The organism is Saccharothrix algeriensis (assembly GCF_016907655.1).
Classification (GTDB): domain Bacteria; phylum Actinomycetota; class Actinomycetes; order Mycobacteriales; family Pseudonocardiaceae; genus Actinosynnema; species Actinosynnema algeriense.
Map to the genome: position 1 here is coordinate 6,682,758 of NZ_JAFBCL010000001.1, position 20,865 is coordinate 6,703,622.

General features: G+C 77.1%; 12 protein-coding genes. 9 read left to right on the top strand and 3 right to left on the bottom strand.

Annotated elements, in window-relative coordinates:
- Nucleotides 1-77 precede the first annotated feature (77 nt).
- Nucleotides 78-665, bottom strand: a complete 588-nt coding sequence (locus tag JOE68_RS29800; RefSeq protein WP_204845693.1) for a helix-turn-helix domain-containing protein — start codon at nucleotides 663-665, stop codon at nucleotides 78-80.
- Between the two features lie 97 nt (nucleotides 666-762).
- On the opposite strand from JOE68_RS29800, the gene JOE68_RS29805 reads away from it, so the two are divergent.
- Nucleotides 763-1,704 (top strand): NAD(P)/FAD-dependent oxidoreductase, encoded by a 942-nt coding sequence (locus JOE68_RS29805; protein ID WP_204845694.1) that lies wholly within the window; start codon nucleotides 763-765, stop codon nucleotides 1,702-1,704.
- A 125-nt stretch (nucleotides 1,705-1,829) separates the two neighbouring features.
- On the opposite strand, the gene JOE68_RS29810 is transcribed toward JOE68_RS29805, so the two are convergent.
- Nucleotides 1,830-3,425, bottom strand: coding sequence for a DHA2 family efflux MFS transporter permease subunit (locus JOE68_RS29810; protein WP_204845695.1), 1,596 nt, complete (start codon nucleotides 3,423-3,425; stop codon nucleotides 1,830-1,832).
- A gap of 172 nt (nucleotides 3,426-3,597) precedes the next feature.
- On the opposite strand from JOE68_RS29810, the gene JOE68_RS32055 reads away from it, so the two are divergent.
- The 8 genes from JOE68_RS32055 (at nucleotide 3,598) to JOE68_RS29850 (ending at nucleotide 19,619) form a co-directional block, all read left to right on the top strand.
- Complete coding sequence (locus tag JOE68_RS32055) at nucleotides 3,598-4,350, top strand: MerR family transcriptional regulator (RefSeq protein ID WP_307819980.1); 753 nt, start codon at nucleotides 3,598-3,600, stop codon at nucleotides 4,348-4,350.
- Entirely contained in the window at nucleotides 4,347-6,824 is a 2,478-nt protein-coding gene (locus JOE68_RS29820) for a VIT domain-containing protein (protein ID WP_204845696.1), read from the top strand. The genes JOE68_RS32055 and JOE68_RS29820 overlap by 4 nt, the downstream gene beginning before the upstream one ends.
- A 673-nt stretch (nucleotides 6,825-7,497) precedes the next feature.
- Nucleotides 7,498-8,958, top strand: coding sequence for a wax ester/triacylglycerol synthase domain-containing protein (locus tag JOE68_RS29825; protein WP_204845697.1), 1,461 nt, complete (start codon nucleotides 7,498-7,500; stop codon nucleotides 8,956-8,958).
- A 34-nt stretch (nucleotides 8,959-8,992) separates the two neighbouring features.
- Nucleotides 8,993-9,817, top strand: a complete 825-nt coding sequence (locus tag JOE68_RS29830; protein WP_204845698.1) for an SDR family NAD(P)-dependent oxidoreductase — start codon at nucleotides 8,993-8,995, stop codon at nucleotides 9,815-9,817.
- A gap of 32 nt (nucleotides 9,818-9,849) precedes the next feature.
- Nucleotides 9,850-11,439: an acyltransferase domain-containing protein gene (locus JOE68_RS29835; protein ID WP_204845699.1), complete on the top strand. Its 1,590-nt coding sequence runs from the start codon at nucleotides 9,850-9,852 to the stop codon at nucleotides 11,437-11,439.
- Nucleotides 11,436-17,318, top strand: a complete 5,883-nt coding sequence (locus tag JOE68_RS32365) for an SDR family oxidoreductase (protein WP_204845700.1) — start codon at nucleotides 11,436-11,438, stop codon at nucleotides 17,316-17,318. Before JOE68_RS29835 ends, JOE68_RS32365 begins: the two co-directional genes overlap by 4 nt.
- The gene (locus JOE68_RS29845) at nucleotides 17,308-19,068 is read left to right on the top strand and encodes an acyl-CoA dehydrogenase family protein (RefSeq protein ID WP_204845701.1); all 1,761 of its coding nucleotides are present in this window, start codon (nucleotides 17,308-17,310) and stop codon (nucleotides 19,066-19,068) included. Before JOE68_RS32365 ends, JOE68_RS29845 begins: the two co-directional genes overlap by 11 nt.
- A 173-nt stretch (nucleotides 19,069-19,241) precedes the next feature.
- Nucleotides 19,242-19,619 (top strand): response regulator transcription factor, encoded by a 378-nt coding sequence (locus JOE68_RS29850; protein WP_204845702.1) that lies wholly within the window; start codon nucleotides 19,242-19,244, stop codon nucleotides 19,617-19,619.
- A 132-nt stretch (nucleotides 19,620-19,751) separates the two neighbouring features.
- Here JOE68_RS29850 and JOE68_RS29855 read toward each other — a convergent pair whose 3' ends face one another.
- Nucleotides 19,752-20,825: a substrate-binding domain-containing protein gene (locus JOE68_RS29855; protein ID WP_204845703.1), complete on the bottom strand. Its 1,074-nt coding sequence runs from the start codon at nucleotides 20,823-20,825 to the stop codon at nucleotides 19,752-19,754.
- Nucleotides 20,826-20,865: the final 40 nt, after the last annotated feature.

Consider the following 20,865-nt stretch of genomic DNA (forward strand, 5'->3'; position numbering starts at 1 on the left):
ATTCCGCGCGGTCACCGACGAGGCTGGCACCCGGCCGCGGAGCCCGGCAATGAACTTCCCGGAAATAGCAACGAAGATTATTTCTCTTCGTTTGTCCGTACACGCAAGTGGATTCGCTCGCCCTGTGGTCCTAGGATGTTCAGCACTTCCACGGGGCATTCCCCGGTGCTGCCGAACCAGTGCGGCAGGCGGGTGTCGAACTCGGCGGCCTCGCCCGCTTCGAGCACCAGGTCCTGCTCCGCCACGACCAGCCGCAGCCGGCCGGACAGGACGTAGAGCCACTCGTAGCCCTCGTGCGTGCACAGCTCGGGGATGTTGCGCGACGGCGGGATCATCGTCTTGAACGTGTGCTGCGGCCCGGGTTGGCGGGTCAGCGGGAGCACCACGCTGCCGTCCACCCGCCGCGGCGTCGGGCGGATGCGCGGGTCGGCCACCTCCGGGCCGCCGATCAGCTCGTCCAGCGGGATGCGGTAGGCGCGCACGACCGGCAGCAGCAGCTCCAGGCTGGGGCGGCGCTGCCCGGCCTCCAGTCGCGACAACGTGCTCTTCGAGATCCCCGTCATCTCCGACAGCGCGGACAGGCTGAGCCTGCGCTGGGTGCGCAGCCGCCGCAGCCGGGGGCCGATGTCGGACAGGGCTCCGCTGATGTCCTCGAACTCCCTCATGCCGCCATCACACCACGGGAAGCGCGTCCCGAAAACAGCAACGGAGTTTGCTCGCGCGGGGCCCCGCGTCCGAGCATGATCGACGGAGGTGATCGTGATGGGTGCCAACGGGAGCAGTGGGACCGACTGCGACGTGGTGGTGGTCGGCGGGGGAGCCGCGGGGCTGAGCGCCGCGCTGCTGCTGGTCAGGGCGCGGCGGCGGGTCGTCGTCGTCGACGGTTCGGAGCCGCGCAACGCGCCGGCCGCGCACGTGCAGGGCTTCCTGACCCGGGACGGCGTGGAGCCCACCGCGTTCCTGGAGGCGGGGCGGGCCGAGGTCACCGGGTACGGCGGTCGGATCGTCCGGGGCCTGGTGGACACCGCCGTGCCGCTCGACGGCGGGTTCGCCGTCCTGCTCGACGACGGCGACGCGCTGCGCGCCCGCCGGCTTGTCGTGGCCACCGGCCTGCGCGACGAGCTGCCCGGCATCCCCGGCGTCCGCGAGCGCTGGGGCCGCGACGTGCTGCACTGCCCGTACTGCCACGGCTACGAGGTCCGCGACCGGCCGGTCGGCGTGCTGGGCACCAGTCCGGGCGCGGTGTTCCACGCCCAGCTGGTCCGGCAGTGGAGCGACGACGTGGTGCTGTTCGCGCACACCCTCGACCTGTCCGACGAGGACCGGGTGCGCCTCGACGCCCGCGGCGTGCGGGTCGTGGAGGGGGTCGTGAGCCGGGTGCGGGTGGTCGACGACGTCCTGCGCGGCGTGGAGGTCGACGGCGAGGTGGTCGCCCGCGAGGCGGTGTTCGTCGTGCCGCGCATGGTGCCGCGCGACTCGCTGCTGACCGGCCTGGGCTGCGCCGTCGGCGAGGGCGGCTGGGTGACCGTCGACCGCTCGGGCCTGACCAGCGTGCCGGGCGTGTGGGCGGCCGGGAACGTGGTCGACCCGCGGGCGCTGGTCGTCACCTCGGCGGGGATGGGCTCGGCGGCCGGCTTCGCGGTGAACGTGGACCTGGTGGAGGAGGACGTGGCCGAGGCGATGGCGGTGGGCGCGGGCAGGTGAGGCGCCGGGTCGGCGACCGGGAGTCGGCCCTGCCGCGGGGTTTCCCACGATGATCGCGGTAGTCCGCTTGCTCGTCCATTGTGGACGTCCACAGCGGACGTCCGATGTGGACTACCAAGGTGTCGTCACCCGCGTTCGGCCGACCCCGGTCGCGGCGTGACCGGGCGCAGCAGGCGGGCGGCCACGATCCCCAGCAGCAGCACCGCGATGGGCAGCAGGAGCGTGGCCCGCACGGCGTCGGTCAGGCCCGCCTCGACGGCCTGCGCGGCGAGCCGGCCCGCCTGCCGCGCCACCTCCGGCGGCAGGCCGGACACGTCCGCGTGCCCGCTCTCCGCGCCGAACTCGCCCGCGCCCGCCGCCGCCTCGGCGATGCCGGCGGTGAACGGGGCGCGGTAGGGCTCGGGCAGCTGCTCGGCGGCGACGGCCGCCTCGTGCGCGGTCGACGTGCTGATCCGGGCCTGCAGCAGCACGCCGATCGCGGCGCTGCCCAGCACGCCGCCGACCTGGCGGGCGGTGTTGAAGATGCCCGACGCCGCGCCCGCCAGCCGGGGCGCCACGCCGTTCATGGTGAGGTTGCTCATCGGCGGGAACACCAGGCCGATGCCCAACCCGCTGAGCAGCAGCGCGGGGACGAGCGCCCACGGGTTGGTGTCCGGCCGCGCCTGGAGCGCGATGACGGCCATGCCCGCCGCCAGCAGCGCCAGGCCCGCCACCACCAGGTGGCGGCCGTCGACCCGGTCCGAGGCGCGCCCCACGAACGGCGACACGACGCCCGACAGCAGCGACATCGGCGCCGTCAGCACGCCCGCCATGGTGGGGCTCAGGCCCAGCACCGTCTGGATGTAGATGATCAGCGGCAGGAACATCCCGGTCATCGTGAAGCCGACGGTGACGGCGGTGAGCGTGCCGGCGGAGAAGTTGCGGTTGCCGAACACCTCCAGCGGCAGCAGGGGTTCCCGCCGGTTGCGGCGCTGCCAGAGCACGAACGCGACCAGCAGCGCCACGCCCGCGCCGACGACCTCGAACACGGTGACCCCGCCGGCGACCTCGCCCCAGTCGTAGTGCTGGCCGTTCTGCAGCCCGAACACCACGCAGAACAGCCCGGCCGCCGACAGCGCGATGCCGGGCAGGTCGAAGGAGTGGGCGGTGCGCGGCTGCCAGTCGGGCACCAGCAGCAGGGCCGCCACGACCGCGACGGCGCCGACCGGCACGTTGACGAAGAAGATCCACTCCCAGCCGAGGTGCTCGACCAGGAAGCCGCCCAGCAGGGGGCCGGTGATCGTCGCCAGGCCCGCGACACCGCCCCACAGGCCCATGGCCGGGCCGCGCTCGGCGGGCGGGAACAGGTGGGTGATGAACGCCAGCGTCTGGGGCGTCATCAGCGCCGCGCCCAGGCCCTGCGCGGCGCGGGCCGCGATGAGGGTTTCGACGTCGCCGGCCAGGCCGCACCACAGCGACGACGCGGTGAACACCACCAGGCCCGCCAGGTACACCCGCTTGGGGCCGAACCGGTCGCCCAGCCGACTGGTGAACAGCATCGGCACGGCGTAGGTGAGCAGGTAGACGCTCATCACCCAGACCACCGAGTTCAACCCGGCGTCCAGCTCGCGCAGCATGTCCGGCACCGCGATGGACACGATCGTCGTGTCCAGCAGGATCATGAAGAAGCCGAGGCAGAGCGCGCCGATCGCGGCCCACGGGTTGGCCTGTCGCGGGTTCATGGGCTCCCTCGGCGGTGGGGTCGGGCGGCGCGGGGTCCGGCGACCGCTCGGGGCCGGGTCGCCCGGTGTGAATCCTTGAACAGCCGCCCGGTTCACGCCAGTCCGCGGGGAGGGCACCCGATCTGACAGTGTCACGTTGACAGTGTCATGACGGGCGGGCAGCATGGCCGGCGTGGACGACGAGCTGTGGACGATCGAGCAGCTCCCGGAGCAGGTCGCCGCGCTGCTGGCGGAGAACTACGGCGGGCAGCGCAACGGCCGGGTGCGGGAGCTGCCCAACGGCCGCGCCATCCGCTGGTACACGACCATCGGGCTGGTCGACCGGCCGGTCGCCGGTCGCGGGCGGACCGCCTGGTACGGGCGGCGGCACGTGCTGCAGCTCGTCGCGGTGAAGAAGCTGCAGGCGGCCGGGCACTCGCTGGCCGAGGTCCAGGCGCTGCTGCTCGGGGCCTCGGACGCGAAGCTCGCGGAGCTGGCCGGTGCGGGCGACGTGCCCGCCCGCGCGGCCGGGTCGCGGGGGGAGGGCTTCTGGCGGGAGCGGCCGGCCGCTGCGCCGACCGGCGGCGAGCCCGCGCAGGCAGCCCCCGCTCCGACCGGCGGCGAGTCCGCGCGGTCCGTCGAGTCCGCCGCCGTACCGGCCGGCGGCGAGCCCGCGCGGTCCGCCGGGTCCGCCGCTGCGCAGGTCGGCGTCGAGCCTGCGCCCTCCGCCTCGGACCGGCCCGCGGCTCGGGCCGCGCGGTCCGCCGGCGCCGTCACCGCCGTGCCGGCCCTGCGCCTGACCGACGGCGTCACGCTCGTCCTGGGCGCCGCCGAGCGCCTGCCCGACCCGCGGGAGCTGGCCGAACTCCGCGCCGCCGCCGCGCCCCTGCTCGACCTGCTCACCCGCCTGGGCCTGGCCCCGACCACCGGAGAGGACGACCAATGAGCACCCCCATCGAGGTGATCGACGCGGTGGCCGGCCCCGCCGACGACGACGGCCTCGGCTGCCTGCGCACCGAGCGGGGCAACCTGCCGCTGGAAGCGGTCGACGTGCGGGCCGCGATCACCGGCCTGGCGTCGCGGACCACGATCACCCAGACCTTCCGCAACCCGCACGGGCAGCCCCTCGAAGCGACCTACGTCTTCCCGCTGCCGTCCCGCTCGGCGGTGACCCGGCTGCGGATGGAGGCCGCCGGCCGGGTGGTCGAGGGCGTGCTCCGGGAGCGCGGCGAGGCGCGCGCCGACTACGACCGGGCCGTCGCCGGCGGCCGGCGCGCCGCCATCGCCGAGGAGGAGCGGCCGGGGGTGTTCACCACGCGGGTCGGCAACGTCCTGCCGGGGGAGCGGGTCACCGTCCGGCTGACGCTGGCCGGGGTGCTCGCCCACGAGGACGGCGCGGCGACCTACCGGCTGCCGCTGGTGGTCGCGCCCCGCTACGTCCCGGGCGCGCCGCTGGCGGGCGGGCAGGTCGGCGACGGCGTCGCCGCGGACACCGACGCGGTGCCGGACGCCTCGCGGATCAGCCCGCCGGTGCTGCTGCCGGGTTTCCCCGACCCGGTGCGGCTGTCGGTCGAGGTGGACGTCGACACCGCCGGCCTGCCACCCGCGACGCCCTCGGCGACCCTGCACGCGACCGTCGTGGAGCGGACCGGGAGCGGGTTCCGGGTCCGGGTCGAGCCGGGCGCCCGCGTGGACCGGGACTTCCTGCTGCGGCTGGCCTTCGCCGACGACGACGCGGTGCGCACGTCGCTGGCCGTGCGACCGGACGAGGACGGCCGCGCCGCGACGTTCGCGCTGACCGTCCTGCCGCCCGCCGCGCGGGTCCCGGCGCGCGGCCGGGACGTGGTGGTCGTCCTGGACCGCTCGGGCTCGATGCACGGGTGGAAGGTGGTGGCCGCCCGGCGCGCGGCGGGGCGGATCGTCGACAGCCTGGGTGCCGGTGACCGGTTCGCGGTCCTGGCGTTCGACGGTGTGGTCGAGACCCCGGTCGCCCTGCCCGCCGGCCTGGTCGGGGCGACCGACCGCAACCGCTACCGGGCGGTGGAGTTCCTGGCCGGCCTGGACGCCCGCGGCGGCACGGAGATGGCCGAGCCGCTGCGCCGCGCCGCCGGGCTGCTGGGCGCGGTGGAGGAGCGGGAGCGCGTGCTGGTCCTGGTGACCGACGGCCAGGTCGGCGACGAGGACCGGCTGCTGCGCGAGCTGGCGGGGCCGCTGTCCGGGGTGCGCGTGCACGCCGTCGGCGTCGACCGGGCGGTGAACGAGGCGTTCCTGCACCGGCTGGTCGGGTCGACGGGCCGCTGCGAGCTGGTCGAGTCGGAGGACCGGCTGGACGAGGTGATGCGCCGCGTGCACCACCGCGTCGGCGCGCCCGTCCTGACCGGCCTGGCGGTGCGGTCGGCGGGCCTGGCCGTGGACGAGGGGACGCTGACGCCGTGGCCGCTGCCCGACCTGTTCCCCGGCGCGCCGGTCGTCGTCCTCGGCCGCTGCGCCACCGGTGGCGGGGGCGGCGTGGAGCTGTCCGGCGCGGGCGGGTGGCGGCAGGAGGTGCCCGCGGTCGCGAGCGACAACCCGGCGCTGGCGGCGCTGTGGGCGCGCTCGCGCGTGCGCGACCTGGAGGACCGGTACGTGGTCGGCGAGGACGACCCGGCGGAGCTGGAGCGGCGGATCGTGGCGACGTCGCTGGAGTTCGGCGTGCTGTCGCGGTTCACGGCGTTCGTCGCGGTGGACCCGCGGGTGGTGGACGAGTCGGGCGAGCTCCACCGCGTGGTGCAGCCGGTGGAGCACCCCGACGGCTGGGGGACCCCCGCCGGCCCGCCCGCTCCCGCGCCGCTCGCCGGCGGGGTCGGCCCCGCGTTCGCGGCGGCCCCGGGGTTCGCCGCGCCGCCGGCCCCGGCGACGTCGTTCGCGCGCCGCCACTCCGCCCCGCACCGGGCGCGGTCGTCCGCCGACGCCGTGCCGCCGCCCGTGGCCCTGCCGCCGCCCGTGGCCCTGCCGCCGGCCGGCGCCGTGCCGCCGGCCGTGCCCTCGCCCGCTGTGCCCTCGCCCGCTGTGCCCCCGGCCGCCGCCCCGCCGCCCGCTGCGCCCCCGGCCGCGCCCGAAGCCGCCCCGGAACCGCTGTCCCGCTTCCTGACCCGCGAGTTGGACGCCCTGCGCCGCACGGCCCCGGCCGACGCCGTCGCGGCGCTGTCCCGGCTGGTCGCCGGGATCGAACGCCTGCACCCGGCCTGGACCGCCGCGGGCGAGCCCGCGGACCACGTGCGGGCGCTGCGGGACCTGGCGGCGGCCCTGTCCGCCGCCTTGCCCACGGCCCCGTCCGCAGCCCCGCCCACGACGACCGACCCGGCCCGCCGGCTGCGGGAGGCGATCACCGCGCTGGAGGGCCTGACCGCGCCGCGCCGCGGGTCGTTCTGGAAGCGCTGACACCGACGCCGGCCGCGTGGTCCCCGCACGCGGCCGGCGGCGCCGGGCGCCGCCCCTTCGCGGTGCCGCACGACACCACGCCCTGCCGGAGAATGCGCGGCGGCGCGCGAGCCGAATTCGGCGCTTTTCCAGTGCGCGCGGTGCGGCGGGCCTAACCGGCCCACGGTGCGCTCGGCCCTTTCGGGCAGGCGCCCGGCCGCTCGACGGCGGAGATGGCAGGGCCAAGTCCGGGAACACCTCCGGGCCGGAGGTCGTGGACCTCTGGTGCTCCGCCTTCCGCGGTAATCCGCCGACCGGGCGGAGAGTGCTTTCCGGGTGGTTCGGACTGCCGCCACCCGTCCGGTGGGCGGCCGGGCCGGTGATCACCGGGTGAGCCGGCCGCCGCTCGCGGGTGTCGGGGTCGCCGGGCCGCCGACGACCGATCGGACCAGCGCGCGGGCGTTCCGGGAGGTCCCCCGGGACCGGGTGGACCGGGCCGGGGGCACCGCCTCGGAAGGAGGCGGACCGGTCATTCCCGGTGCCCCTTCCCGCCACTCCAATGGAGCTAGACACCGTTGTTCCGGATAAGTGAGATGGAAGACGAGCAGCGCATTGCCGGCCAATTCCTGCCGGATCGCCACCGTCGTCCGCTCTCCACGCCGACCGCGGCAAGCCGAGCCAACGGGGAAAAACGATGACAAAACCCGAAGCGGAACCGCTGGAACGCGCCGTCTGGCCCTCGCCGGTGGAGATGAACGCGCTGGAAACGCTGTTCTGGCGAGCGGACGACCACCCCGGGATGCGGTCGAACATGCTGGGCGTCGTCGTGCTCGACCGCTGCCCCGGGTGGGACCGGCTGGTGGCCAGGCACGAGTGGGCCACCCGCGTGGCCCCGCTGCTGCGCCACCGGGTCCTGGAGCCGCCGCTGCGGCTCGGTCGACCGTTCTGGGTGGTCGACCCCGCCTTCGACGTGCGCAACCACCTGCACCGGGTCCGCCTGCCGACGCCGGGCTCGACCGGCCTGCTGCTCGACCTGGCCCGGGACGTGGCCTCCGCGCCGTTCGCCCGGGAACGCCCGCTGTGGTCCGCGACGCTGGTGGAGGGCCTCGACGACGGCCGGGGCGGCGGCGCGGCCTACCTGCTCAAGCTGCACCACAGCCTCAGCGACGGGATCGGCGCGGCGCAGCTGGTCACCGTGCTGCTGGACCCCGCGGCCGAACCGCCGGCCGACCCGCTGCTGCCGCCCGCCCCCCGGCCGGGAGCCGCCTCGCCCGCCGCGCTGCTCGCCCGGCGCCTGGGCCGGCGGCTGGCCGCGCTGCCGCCGTCCGCCGTCCGGGCCGCGCGGCGCGCACGGGTCGCCCCGGGTGACGGCTCCGGCCGGGAGACCCGTCCGGCCGACCGGCTCACCGACCGGGTGCTCTCCTTCGCCCGCACGACGCTGGTGCCGCCGGTCCCGGCTTCGCCGCTGCTGCGCGAACGCAGCCGGGCCATGCGCTTCGACGCCCTGGAGGTCCCCGCGGAGGCGCTCAAGGCGGCGGGCCGGGCCGGCGGCGGCACGCTGAACGACGCCTTCGTGGCCGCCCTGATGGGCGCGTTCGAGCGCTACCACCGGGCGTTCGGGGTGGAACTGGCCGCCCTCCCGCTCGTCGTCCCGATCAGCGTGCGCGGGCGCGCGGACCTGCCGGCGGGCAACCGGCTGGCCAGCACGCGGCTGGCGATGCCGGTCGCGGGCCCGGGGCCGGCCGAGCGCGTCGCGGAGTCGCGCCGGCGGGTCGCGCGGGTGCGGACCCCGGCGACGCTGCGGGCGCTGGACCTGCTCAGCCGGCCGATCACCCCGTTGCCGGGGCCGCTGGTGCGGCTGGTGTTCACCGGCATGTTCCGCGGCAACGACCTGATCGCGACCAACTTCCGCGGCCTGCCCGGCGGGCTGTCCCTGGCGGGGGCGCGGGTCCTGGGGATCACGCCGTTCCCGCCGCTGCTGCGCGGCGCGACGAGCATCGCGCTGACCACCTACGGCGGGACGTGCCACATCGGGGCCACCCTCGACACCGGCGCGTTCACCGCGCCCGCCGCGTTCGCCGCCTGCCTGCGGGAGGGCTTCGCCGAAGTCCTCGCCCTGGCCCCGCGGCACGCCGCCACCCCGAGGACCGCGTGAGCGCGGCCCCGCCCCGACCCCACCCGGAGGAACGATGCCGTCCCCGCTCGACCTGTTCGACCTGAAGGGCAAGACAGCGCTCGTCACCGGGGCGTCCCGGGGGATCGGCCGGGCGATCGCGGTCGGGCTCGCCGCGGCCGGCGCCGACGTGGCGGTGCTGGCGCGGAGCACGACCGCGCTGGAGGAGGTGGCCGGGGAGGTCGAGGACCTCGGCCGCCGCGCGCTCGTGCTGACCTGCGACGTGACCGACGGCGAGCAGGTCCGGGCCGCGGCGGCGACCGCCCGGGCCGGGTTCGGCGACCCGGACGTGCTGGTCAACAACGCCGGGGGGATCGGCCACGCGGGACCGTTCCTCGACCTGGACCTCGCCGACTGGACGCACGTGCTGCGGCTGAACCTGGAGTCGGTGGTCCACGTCTGCCAGGTCTTCGGCCGGCGGCTGGTGGAGCGCGGCGGCGGCTCGGTCGTCAACGTCTCGTCCATCGCCGGGCTCGCGGGCACGCCGATGCTGGCCCACTACGCGGTGACCAAGGCGGCCCTCATCTCGCTCACCCGGACGCTGGCCGCCGAGTGGGCGCCGGCGGGCGTGCGGGTGAACGCCCTGGTGCCGGGGTGGGTCCGGACCGACCTGACCGAGGCGTTCCTCGCCGACCCGGACGCCGCGGCCGGGCTGCTCGCCGCCGTGCCCTCCGGCGCGTTCGGCAGCCCCGAGGACGTCGTCGGCGCGGTGGTCTACCTCGCGGGCGACGCCTCGCGCTCGGTCACCGGCGGCTGCCTGGTCGCCGACGGCGGCACGACCTGCTTCGTCGGCGGCCCGCAGATGCTCGGCTTCCTCCGGCACGGCCGCACCCCCGCCTGACCCGACCACACCGGCTCCCGGAGGGACCCACCGTGTCCGACCGCCCCGTTCTGCTGTTCCCCGGTCTCGGCGCCTGCTCCGCCGGGGTCCTCAGACAGGCCCGGCAGCACCACGCCGAGGTCGACGAGACGTTCGCGGAGATCGACCGCGCCGCCGCCCGGCTGGGCGTGCCGGCGGTGTCACCGGTCCTGTTCGCCGGCGCGCCGGTGTCGGTGCGGGACCTGCTCGCCGGACCGGCGGAGGTGGCGCAGCTCGCCGTCTTCGGCGTGTCGGTGGCCGTGCACCGGATCCTCGCCGCCCGGGGGGTGCGGCCCCGGCTGCTCGTCGGGCACAGCTTCGGCGAGATGGCGGCCCTGGTCGCGGCCGGGGCGTTCACGCTCGCGGACGGGGTGCGGCTGGTGTGCGCGCGGGCGGCGGCGCTGGAGCCGTGGGAGGGCCGCGGCGGGATGGCCGCGATCGGCCTGGACGAGGAGACCGCCGGCCACCTCGTGGGCGTGCTCGGGGACACCGACCTCGTCGTGGCGTGCCTGAACGCGCCCCGGCAGACGGTGCTGGCCGGCTCCCCGCCGGAGCTCGACCGCGCCGAACGGCTCGCCGCGGCGCTGGGCGTCCAGTTCGCCCGCCTGCACCTGCCTTACGCCTCGCACCACCCGTCGATGAGGGCTGCGGTGGGCGATTTCATGGCCCGGATGGCGAACGTGCGGCAGCAGCCGTTGCAGCAGCCGGTGTACTCACCGATCCACCGCCGCCACTACACCGATGACGACGACCTGCGCCTGGCCCTCGCCGAATGCCTGGTGCTGCCCGTGCGGTTCACCGACACCGTGCGGTGGTTGCACGCCAGGGGGTGCACGACGTTCATCGAGAGCGGGGCGCTCAACGCGTTGACCAAGTGCGTGCAGCAGACCGTGCCGGGGGTGCGCGTGTTCGCCCCGTTGCTCGACCCGGCGCGGGAGGACGCCGGGCTGCGCGCCGCGGCCGAGTCGGGCGGGCGCGCGGACCCGCTCCCGGACCCCTTGTCGCACAACGGCAACGGACAGGTGGGCACGCCGCCGACCGTCCCGGCTGCCCCGTGGCCGGTCCCGGTCGAGCCGCCGGCCCCGCTGTCGTCGGTCGCTCCCGCACCGCAGGCTGCCCTGCCGACGCCGTCCGCGCCGTCGCCCGCCACGTCGTCACCCGCCACGCCGTCGTTCGCCGCGCTGACGCCGTCCGCACCGCCGCCGTCCGCGCTGACGCCGGCCGAGTCGATGCCCGCCGAGCCGTCACCGTTCGCGCCGTCGCCCACCGGGTTGCCGGCGGTCGCGGTGGAGAGCCAGGTGGTCGGTGTCGTCGCCGAACCGCCCGCCGCCCCCTCCGCGCTCGCGGGGTGGGACCGGCCGCGGGTCGTCGCCGAGCTGCGCGAGCTGTACGCGCGGGCGCTGGAGTACCCGGCCGACCTGCTGACCGAGGACGCCCTGCTGGAAGCGGAACTGGGCGTCGACTCGCTGAAGCAGACCTCGCTGCTGACGAAGGTCGCCGCGCGGTTCGGGCTGCCCGACCGGGTGGCGGACCTGCCCGTGTGGGAGCTGCCGACGCTGGGCCGCATCGCCGACTACGTGACCGGTGCGGGGACGGCGCGGTGACGGGGGAGTTCGCGGGTCGCGTGGTCGTGGTGACCGGGGGCGCGCGCGGTGTGGGGCGGGCGATCACCGAGGCGTTCGCGCGGCGCGGCGCGCAGGTGGTGCTCAACTACTTCCACGCCACGGCCGAGGCGCCCCGGGTCGTCGCCGAGCTGACCGGCCGCGGCGCGTCGGTGTGGGCGGTGCGCGCCTCGGTCGCGGTGGCCGAGCAGGTCGACGCCCTGTTCGACGAGGTGGAACGCCGGTGCGGCGCGGTCGACGTGCTGGTGAACAACGCGGCCTCGGGCGCGCTGCTGCCGCTGGACCGGCTGCACGAGTCGCACTGGCAGCGGGCCGTGGACACCAACCTGCGCGGCGGCCTGCGGTGCGCCCGGCGGGCGGCGGCGCTGATGGCGCGGCGCGGGGGAGGCGCGATCGTCAACCTGTCCTCGGTCGGCAGCTCCCTGGTGATCGGCGACTACGCCGCCGTGGGCACCACGAAGGCGGCGGTCGAGGCGCTGACCCGCTACCTGGCCGTGGAGTTCGCCCCCGCCGGCATCCGGGTCAACACCGCGTCCGGCGGCCTGCTCGACGGCGCGGTGGCCGGCCTGTTCCCCGACGCCGCGCGGCTGGCCGAGCGGGTGCGCGCGGCGACCCCGCTGGGGCGCCGGCTGGGGCGGGAGGAGGAGCTGGCCGAGCTGGTGGTGTTCCTGGCCTCGCCCGCCGCGTCGTGGATCACCGGCCAGACGGTGGTCGCCGACGGCGGGCTGTCCCTGGGCTCCGCGATGCTGACCGCCCCGGACCGGGCGGACGCCACGCCGCCCCTGCTCCCCGCGACCCCGCCACCCCCGGACCCACCCCCCGCCCCGACAGGCCCGACGCCTCCCGCCGCGACTCCACCGGCCCCGCCTCTTCCCGACCCGGCCTCTCCTGCTCCGGCACCTTCTACCCCGACCCCACCGGTCGCGACTGCGCGGACCCCGCTCCCGCCGGCGTCGCCCACCCCGGAACCACCGCCGTCCGCCGCCGTGGTGCGCTCCGACGCCATGGAGGTGGCGGTGGTCGGTGTCGGCGTGGTGACCCCCGGCGCGAACGACCCCGAGGAGCTGTGGCGGGTCCTGTCCGAGGGCAGGAACGTGTTCCGCCGCCCCGTCCTGTTCGACGTCGAGTCCTTCCACTCCACCGATCCCGAGGCCGAGGACCGCACCTACTCCCCGGAATCCGGCTTCATCACCGGCTTCCGGCCCCACCCGCGCCTGGCGGCGGAGCTGGCCGAGGACCCGGCGCTCAGCCGCGAGGCCACCACGCTCTGGCTGCGCCACTGCCTGCACACGGCGCTGGACGGGGTGCGCGGGCACGCCCGCGGGCGCTGCTTCGCCGCGTTCGGCTACACCGCCGACGGCAGCCAGGACCTGGAGGGCCACCTGGTGCTGACCGGCTACCTCGACCGGCTGGCCGACCGGCTGCCCGCCGACGCCGCGCACCTGCTGCGCGCCCGCTACGACCGGCTCGGGCAGCCACCGCACGAGTTCCTGCCGCACCGGGTGGGCCGCAACGCCGTCGCGGGTCTGCTGCCCGCCGACACCGAGGTGGTCATGGTCGACACCGCCTGCTCCTCCTCGCTCTACGCCGTCGACCTGGGCGTGAAGGCGTTGCGGGAGGGCGCCGCCGACCTCGCCGTCTGCGGCGGCGCCTTCGCCTACAGCGCGCGCAACCTGGTGCTGTTCTCGAAGCTGCAAGGGCTTTCCCGCTCGGGCGTCGTGCGCTGCTTCGACCGCGCGGCGGACGGCGTGCTGTTCTCGGACGGCGCGGGCGTGGTGGTGCTCAAGCGGCTGGACCGCGCGCACGCCGACGGCGACCGGGTGCTCGGTGTCGTCGAGGGGATCGGGCTGGCCGGTGACGGCCGCGGCAAGGCCATCTACGCGCCCAACGCCGCGGGGCAGGCGCTGGCGCTGCGGCGGGCGCACGAGCGCGCCGGGGTCGCCGCGCCCGACCTCGGCTGGGTGATCGCCCACGCCACCGGCACCAGGGCGGGCGACAGCGCGGAGTTGGCGGCGCTGCGGGAGGTCGCCGGTCGGGGCGGGCCCGTGCCGCTGTCGTCCAACAAGGCCGTCGTCGGGCACACCGGCTGGGCGGCGGGCCTGGTCTCGGTGAGCCAGGCGCTGTCCGGGCTGGCGCGCGACGAGGCGCCCGCGCAGCCGTACCTGAGCGACCCCATCCCGGCCGTGGTCGGGAGCCGGTTCGCGCCGCCGACGGGCCGCGCCGCGCGGGGCATCCCCGCCGGCGGCGACGGGACGCGCCGGGTGGGCGTCTCGTCGTTCGGGTTCGGCGGCACGGACGCGCACCTGGTGCTGGCCGAGGACCGGCCCGGCCGGCGGCCGGCGGTCGGCGCGGCGAGGTCGGCGGAGGACGTGGTGGTCGTCGGCTGGGCCGCCGACCTGCCCGGCGGCGTCGACCCGGCCGCCTGGCTGCGCGGCGGCGAGCCGCCGGCCGCCGGGTTCGGCGAGCACCACCCGCTGCCGGGCCCCCGGGAGGTGGCGCTGCCGCCCGCCACGCTGCGCGGCATGGACCGCGCGCAGGTCATGGTGCTGCGCGCGGTGGCGGCGCTCACCGGCCCGGTCCGGGCCGCGCTGGCGGCCCTCCACGACACGACCGGCGTCGTCGTCGGGCACGCGGGGCCCACCCGCCGGGCGGTGCACCACGCGCTGCGGTGCTACCTGGGCGACCTCGACCGGGCGCTGGCGGGGCACACCGCCGCGGACGCCGGCCTCCGCGCCTCCCTGGACCGGCTGGGCGCCGAGGTGCGCGCCCTGGCGCCCGCCGCGACCGAGGACTCGTTCCCCGGCATCATGCCGAACATCATCGCCTCCCGGCCGGCCGCCGCCCACGACTTCCGCGGCCTGAACGCGACCTTCGACGGCGGCCCGGACTCGGGGCTGGTCGCGCTGCGCGCGGCCGAGCGGTACCTCGGGCACGGCGACCTCGACGTGGCCGTGGTCGCGGCGGTGAGCGGCAACACCACCGCGGAGTACCGGCGGGTGCTGGGGTCGGCGGGCGGCGGCGCGGAGCCGGCCGAGGGCGCGTTCCTGCTCGTGCTGACCCGCGAGTCGACCGCGCGGGACCGGTCGCTGCCGGTCCTGGGGCGGCTGCGCACCCGGTTCGGCCCGCCCGACCCGGCGACCGCGCCCCACCGCCGCGCGCCCCTGGCCGGGTCCGGGCGCACGTACCCGGGCGCCGATCCGCTGGTGGCGGTGCTGGCCCACCTCGTGGGCGGGCGGGGCGCCACGACGGTCGGCTCCGCGGCGGAGCCGGGCGTGCAGGTGGACGTCACCGCGCCGGCCGGGGTGACGAGGGTGGCGCGGCGGCTGCTCCCGGCCGCGCCCCGCCGGGTGCGGGCGGGGCTGCCCGCCGTGCCGCCGGGCAGCCTCGTCCTGCTCTCCGAACCCGGCCTGCTCGACGGCGCGACCCTGCCCGACGGCGTGCGCGTCGTCATCGCTCCCGCCTCGCGGCCCGACCGCCCGGCGACCGCTGAGGCGACCGCTGAGGGGGCCGCCGCTGAGGAAGCCGCTATCGGGGAAGCGGCCATCGAGGAAGCCGAGGCCCTGCTGCCCGCGACCGGAACGCCGTTCGAGCACGTCCGGGTGCTGGCCCGGTTGGACGCCGCCGACGCGGATCCGGCCGACCTCTCCGCGCTCGACCGCCTGCGCGGCCTGCACGACCTGGCGCTGCTCGCCGCCAAGCGGTGGAGCGGGGGAGCGGGCTCCTCCTACGCGGTGCTGATGGTGGACGCGGTCCGCGCGGGTGCGCCCCACCCGGCGACCGGTCCGTTCACGGGGCTGGTCAAGGCGTTGGCCAGGGAGGCTCCCGACGCCCTGGCGTTCGCCGTCGTGACCGACGAGCCCGACCCGGCGGCGGGCCTGGGGCTGGTCGCCCTGGAGACGGCCAGAGCGCACGACCTGGCCGTGGTGGTGCACGCGTCGGCCGGGCGCGGGGAATACCGGCTGGTGGAGGACACCGGCCCGGCCGCTGCCGCCGAGCCCTCACCCGTCGAGCCTTCACCCACCGGGCACTCGACCACCGGGCACTCGACCGACGGAAGCCCGGCCGACGGAAGCCCGGCCGACGGGCAGCTCCCCGAGGGGCGCTCACCCCGGGGTCGCCCCGGCGACCGGCCGCCGGAGCGGGGGCTCCCGCGCGGCGTGGTCGTGGTGGCCGGTGGCACGCGGGGCCTCGTGGCGCGGGTCCTGACCCGGCTGGTGGAGCAGGCCGCTCCGGAGGCGGTGTACCTGCTGGGTCGCCACGCGCCGCAGGCCGCCGACCTCCCGTCGCGCCCGGACTTCCTCGCCGAGCAGCACCGGAGGCACCCGGAGCGGGCGGTGGCGCGGTTGTCGGCCGAGTACGACCGGCGCGCGGCGGCGGCCTCGGTGGCGCGGACCGTGCGCGACCTCGCCGAGCGGTGCGGCGGCGACCGCGTCCGCTTCCTGCCCTGCGACCTCACCGACCCCGAGCAGACCCGGGCGGCGATCGGTCGGGTGCTGGCCGCGCACGGCGAGGTGGACCTGCTGGTCAACGCCGCCGGCGCGCACCACGGCGGACGCCTCGCGACCACCCCGCCGGCCACCCTGCGCCGGGTGCGCGACACGAAGCTGCTGGCCTACCTCAACCTGCGCGGGGCGTTCGGCGACCGCGGCCCGGCCCGGTGGCTCAACGTCGGCTCCCTGCTGGCGGTGCTGGGCTGGGCCGGCGAGGCGGACTACTGCTCGGCCAACGACGTCCTGTCGGCCGCCGCGCACTGGCGGGCCGCGACGGGCGGCGGCCACGAGGCGACGCTGGCCTCGCCGCTGTGGGACGAGTCCGGCTTCGCCGCCGCGCCGGTGGTGCGCGACCTGCTGCGGCAGCGGGGCGCGCTCACCGGGGTGTCCGACCGCGAAGGCGTCGACCTGGTCCTGGGCGAGCTGCGGCGCGGCCTGGCCGAGCCCGAGGTGACCTGGGTGGGCGCGGCGGAGCGGCGGCTGCTCGCCGGTGGCCGGGCCCACGCGGTCGAGGTCGGGCCGGGCGCGGGCGAGGGGCTGGTGTGGCGCCCGCAGCCGGAGCTGGACGGCTACCTGCGGGGCCACCGGCTGCACGGCGTGCCGACGCTGCCGGGGGCGTGGTTCGCCGAGCTGGCGGTCGCGGCGGCACTGCGCCGCGGCCGGGAAGGGGCGCCGGTCGCGCTGTCGGACCTGGTGTTCCACGCGCCGCTGACGGTGGACGACCGCGTCTGCCGCCTGGACGTCGCGGACGACGGCGAGCACGCCGTGCGGGTGCGGGTGCTGCGCGACGTGGTCGCCCCCGACGGCCGCGTGCTGCGCCGCGACCGGCTGCACGCCGAGGCGGTGGTCGAGTTCGCCGGCGGGCGCCCCGCGCCCGAACCGCCGGACCCGCCCGACCCCGGCGCGCCGCCGGACCCGCCCGACCCCGGCGCGCCGCCGGGCGCGGGTTTCCGCTACGCGGCGGGCCCGGTGGCCCTGGACCAGCCGTTCACCGGCCTGGTCGGCGTGCGCGTCGGCGACGGCCGGGCGCGGGCCCGGTTCCGGCCCGCGCTCGGCGGGTGGGCCGAGCGGCTGGCGGCGCTGCGGCTGCCGGTGCTGCTGGTCGACGCCCTCCTGCAGGGCGCGCTGCTGGCCCGCCACCCCGGCGCGGCGGGCGGCCTCCTGCCGGTGCCCGTCGGCGTGGCCCGGGTGGACCTGCTCAGCGCCCACAACGACGTCGAGCTGCTCGACCGGCACGGCGACGGCATCGCCGTGGTCGCGGACGGGGACGGGGCGGCGGCGCTGGCCCCGGACGGCACGCCGCTGCTGCGGCTGGCCGGGGTGCGGGCGGTGGACGTCGCCCGCGGTCGGGAGGTGAGCCGTGCGGGATGAGGGCTTCCGGGAGGCGCTGGCCGAGCTGTACCGGCACGAGGTGTTCCGGCCGCGCGAAGGGCTGGACTACCGGCAGCGCTGCGCGTTGACCTACGACCGGCTGCGGGTGCTGGGGCAGCGCCTGCCGCCGGGCAGCGCGCTGCTGCGCGACCCGGCGCGGCTGCACACCGCGCTGGAGTGGGCGGCGGTCGCCGACCCGCCGCTGTTCCTGGCCCTGACCCTGCACGTGTGCCTGAGCCTGGGCGCGATCGTGGAGTTCGGCGGCGAGCGGGCCGCGTACCACGTGCGGGAGCTGGACCGCATGGCGAGCTTCGGCGCGCTGCTGGTGACCGAGGCCGGTCGGGGCAACAGCCACCTGGGCATCCGGACCGAGGCCGAGTACGACCCGGCGAGCGGGCAGTTCGCGCTGCGCACCCCGGACGAGGCCGCGCGCAAGTTCATGCCCAACGTGGCCCTGCCCGGGGTGCCCAAGACGGGGGTGGTGTACGCGCGGCTGCTCGCGGGCGGGCGCGACCACGGCGTGTTCCCGTTCGTCGCGCCCATCCGCACCGCCGACGGCCTGCCGGAGGGGGTGCGCGTCACCGCGCTGCCGGAAGCGCCGCTGCTGCCGCTGGACTACGCGCTGATCGAGTTCGACGGCCTGCGGCTGCCCCGCACGGCGCTGCTGGCCGACGACGCCCGCTTCGACGCCGACGGCGGCCTCGTGGACCCGCTCGGCGACCCGGCCCGCCGCCTGCGGCGCTCCCTGGCCGTCCGGCACGACGCGTGGGTCGCCTCCGCCGCGGCGCTGGCGGCGGTGGCCAGGGCGAGCGCGGTGAACGCGGTGCGGCACGCGCGCGAGCGCGTCACCGTGTCGCCGTTCACCGCCGAGCGCGCCGTCCTGGACCACCGCGCCCACCAGCGCCCGCTGTTCGGCGCGCTGGCGGCCTGCCACGCCCTGACCCGCCTGGTCGACCGGGTCAAGGCCACGCGCGGCCGACCGGCGGGGGACCGGCCGCCCGAGACCGACACCGCCTGGGCGCCCGGCCCCGGGCTGGACCGCACCTGCGGGCTGGTCAAGGCGGTGGCGAGCCGCGTGGCGGAGCGGGTGGCCACCGAGTGCGGCCTGCGCTGCGGGGCGCACGGCATGTTCACGCCCGGCCGGTGGGTCGAGTACCGGGGGCTGGCGCACATGCTCGGGCCGGCCGCCGGGGACGGCTACCTCATCGTCCTGGAGGCCGCGCGCGGCATGGCGGCCGGCGAGCACTACGCGCCGCCGCCACCGGACGACGACGAGGACAGCGGGGACCTGCTCGACCCGGCGGTGTGGCTGCGCCTGTCCCGCGCGCGGGAGCGGTTGCTGCACGAGCGGCTGGTCGCGCGGCCGGCCGGCCGGGACGGGTTCGAGGGCTGGAACGACCGGAGCCTGCCGGGCCGGGAGTTCGTCGACGCGCACGTGGAGCGGCTGATGCTCGAAGCCGTGCTCGCCCCGCCGACCGACGCGCTCCCCGCCGCGGCGGTCGACCTGACCCGAGCGCTGAGCGCCCTGCACGCGCTGCACCACGTGGTCCGCCACTCCGGCTTCCACCTCCGCGCGGGCCTGCTCACGCCGGACCAGGCCGGGCGGCTCGACGCGTTCGACAACGGGCTGTGCGATCGGGTGGCGGCGGGGCTCGACCAGCTGCCGGCCGTGCTCGACGTGCCGGCCGAACTGCTCGCCCACCCGAGCCCGGTCGCGCTCCCGCCGCCGGCCGGCCGGAGCCGGCGGTGAGTTCCCCACCGCCCGCCGCGGATTCGGCCGGGCGCCCCGGAGGGGTCGTCCGGGAGTGCCCCGCGGGGGCGCCCGGACGAACGGCGTATGGAGGCGCGGATGACTTCGTGGGAGACTGCTGTGCCGATCGCCACCGAAATCGGGAAATTCGCGCCGTCGAGGGGTTCCCGGCCATGTCCCCAGCACCGCCCGGCGAGGCCGGCGACCAGCCGGAGCAGGACCTGATCAGCCTGCTCCGCTCGGCGCAGGCGCATCAGCGGATGGCACAGCAGTTGATCGCCCAGGTCGTGGAGAGGGGTCTCCGGTGCTGCTCCGAGGAGCGCCCGGACATCGCAGGCGGAGCGGCGGGGGAGGGGCGGCGGGTGTTGACCGGACGTGAGCGGGATGTGGCCGGCCTGCTCGTCGAGGGGCTGTCGAACCGGCGGATAGCCCGGTCGCTGGAGATCTCGGAGAGAACGGTGAAGAACCACCTGCACTCGATTTTTCACAAACTGGGTGTCGCCGACCGCACCCAGGCGGTGATCCTGCTGATGCGCGGCGCGCGGACCTGACGGCGCGCCGGGGTCGTGGTGCGGGCGCGACCCGCCCGGCGGGGCGGCACGCGACCGGCCCCCGCGGTCGGTGCGTCGCCACCACTCGGAAAACTTTCACCCGAGAGGAATCGGCAGGCCGCGGGACCGGGGTCAGAGGCGGGTGATCACGTCGAAGTCGTAGCCGTCGGCGACGGCCAGGTGCACGCGCTGCTCGGCCTGCTGCCCGCGGAACTCCACCGTGCCGCGCGGGCCGTGGTAGGCGACGCCGTCGATGGCCGCGTTCAGCTCCGGCAGGCGCGTGGTGCCCGCGCGCCGCACGAGGCTCGCGAGCGTGCGCAGCCCCTCGTAGCAGGACTCCGCCGCGTTGTTCAGCGCCGGCGCGTCCGGCCCGTGCAGCCCGGTGTAGCGGCCGAGCAGGTCCATCGCGTCGGCGCCGACCATCGACCGGAAGTACGCGGCGGAGACGAACAGGTTGCGGGTGGCGCGCAAACCGCTGGCCAGCAACATGTTCTCCTCCATCAGCGGGCTGAACCGCACCAGTCGCTCGTGCAGGCCGCGCGCCGCGAACCGCCGGTTGAACTCCACCGCGTCCTGGCCCACCAGCAGCATCAGCACGCCGTCGCACGAGGCGCGCTCGACCTGGTCGATCAGCGGCGCGGTGGCGCCGGAGCCCAGGCCGACGAACGCCTCGCCGACGATGCGCAGGTCCAGCCGCCGGGCGTAGTGGCGCACCGCGGCGGCGGAGGTGTGCGGCCAGACGTAGTCGTCGCCGACCACGAACCAGTCGCGCGCGCCCACGTTGTCGCGCAACCACTCCAGCGCGGGCGCGAGCTGGAGGCGGGGGGTCTCGCCGGAGCAGAAGATGCCGGGGCGGCGCTCCCCGCCCTCGTACAGCGACGTGTAGACGTAGGGCAGCCGCCCGGCGACGACGGGCGCGATCGCGTTGCGCACCGAGGAGATGTGCCAGCCGGTGACCGCGTCCACCTGCCCGGCGTCCACCAGGCCGCGCAGCTCGGCGGCCACCTCGGCGGGCGCGCCGCCGCCGTCGACGACCTCGAAGGTCACCTCGCGGCCCAGGATGCCGCCCTCGGCGTTCAGCTCGCGCGCGGCGAGTTCGGCGATCGCCTCGCAGGACGGCCCGAACAGGCCGGCCGGACCCTGGAGGGGGATCACCAGGGCGACCCGCCAGTCGGCGCGGGTGCTCCGCGCGGCGACTCCTGCCATCCGGACACTCTCGACGTTCGGCTGTTGTTTGCAGGCGGAA

Coding starts and splice junctions, on each gene's coding strand:
- JOE68_RS29800 (WP_204845693.1), bottom strand. CDS start 665: ATGAGGGAGTTCGAGGACATCAGCGGAGCCCTGTCCGACATCGGCCCC.
- JOE68_RS29850 (WP_204845702.1), top strand. CDS start 19,242: ATGTCCCCAGCACCGCCCGGCGAGGCCGGCGACCAGCCGGAGCAGGAC.
- JOE68_RS29805 (WP_204845694.1), top strand. CDS start 763: ATGGGTGCCAACGGGAGCAGTGGGACCGACTGCGACGTGGTGGTGGTC.
- JOE68_RS29830 (WP_204845698.1), top strand. CDS start 8,993: ATGCCGTCCCCGCTCGACCTGTTCGACCTGAAGGGCAAGACAGCGCTC.
- JOE68_RS29825 (WP_204845697.1), top strand. CDS start 7,498: ATGACAAAACCCGAAGCGGAACCGCTGGAACGCGCCGTCTGGCCCTCG.
- JOE68_RS29820 (WP_204845696.1), top strand. CDS start 4,347: ATGAGCACCCCCATCGAGGTGATCGACGCGGTGGCCGGCCCCGCCGAC.
- JOE68_RS29855 (WP_204845703.1), bottom strand. CDS start 20,825: ATGGCAGGAGTCGCCGCGCGGAGCACCCGCGCCGACTGGCGGGTCGCC.
- JOE68_RS29810 (WP_204845695.1), bottom strand. CDS start 3,425: ATGAACCCGCGACAGGCCAACCCGTGGGCCGCGATCGGCGCGCTCTGC.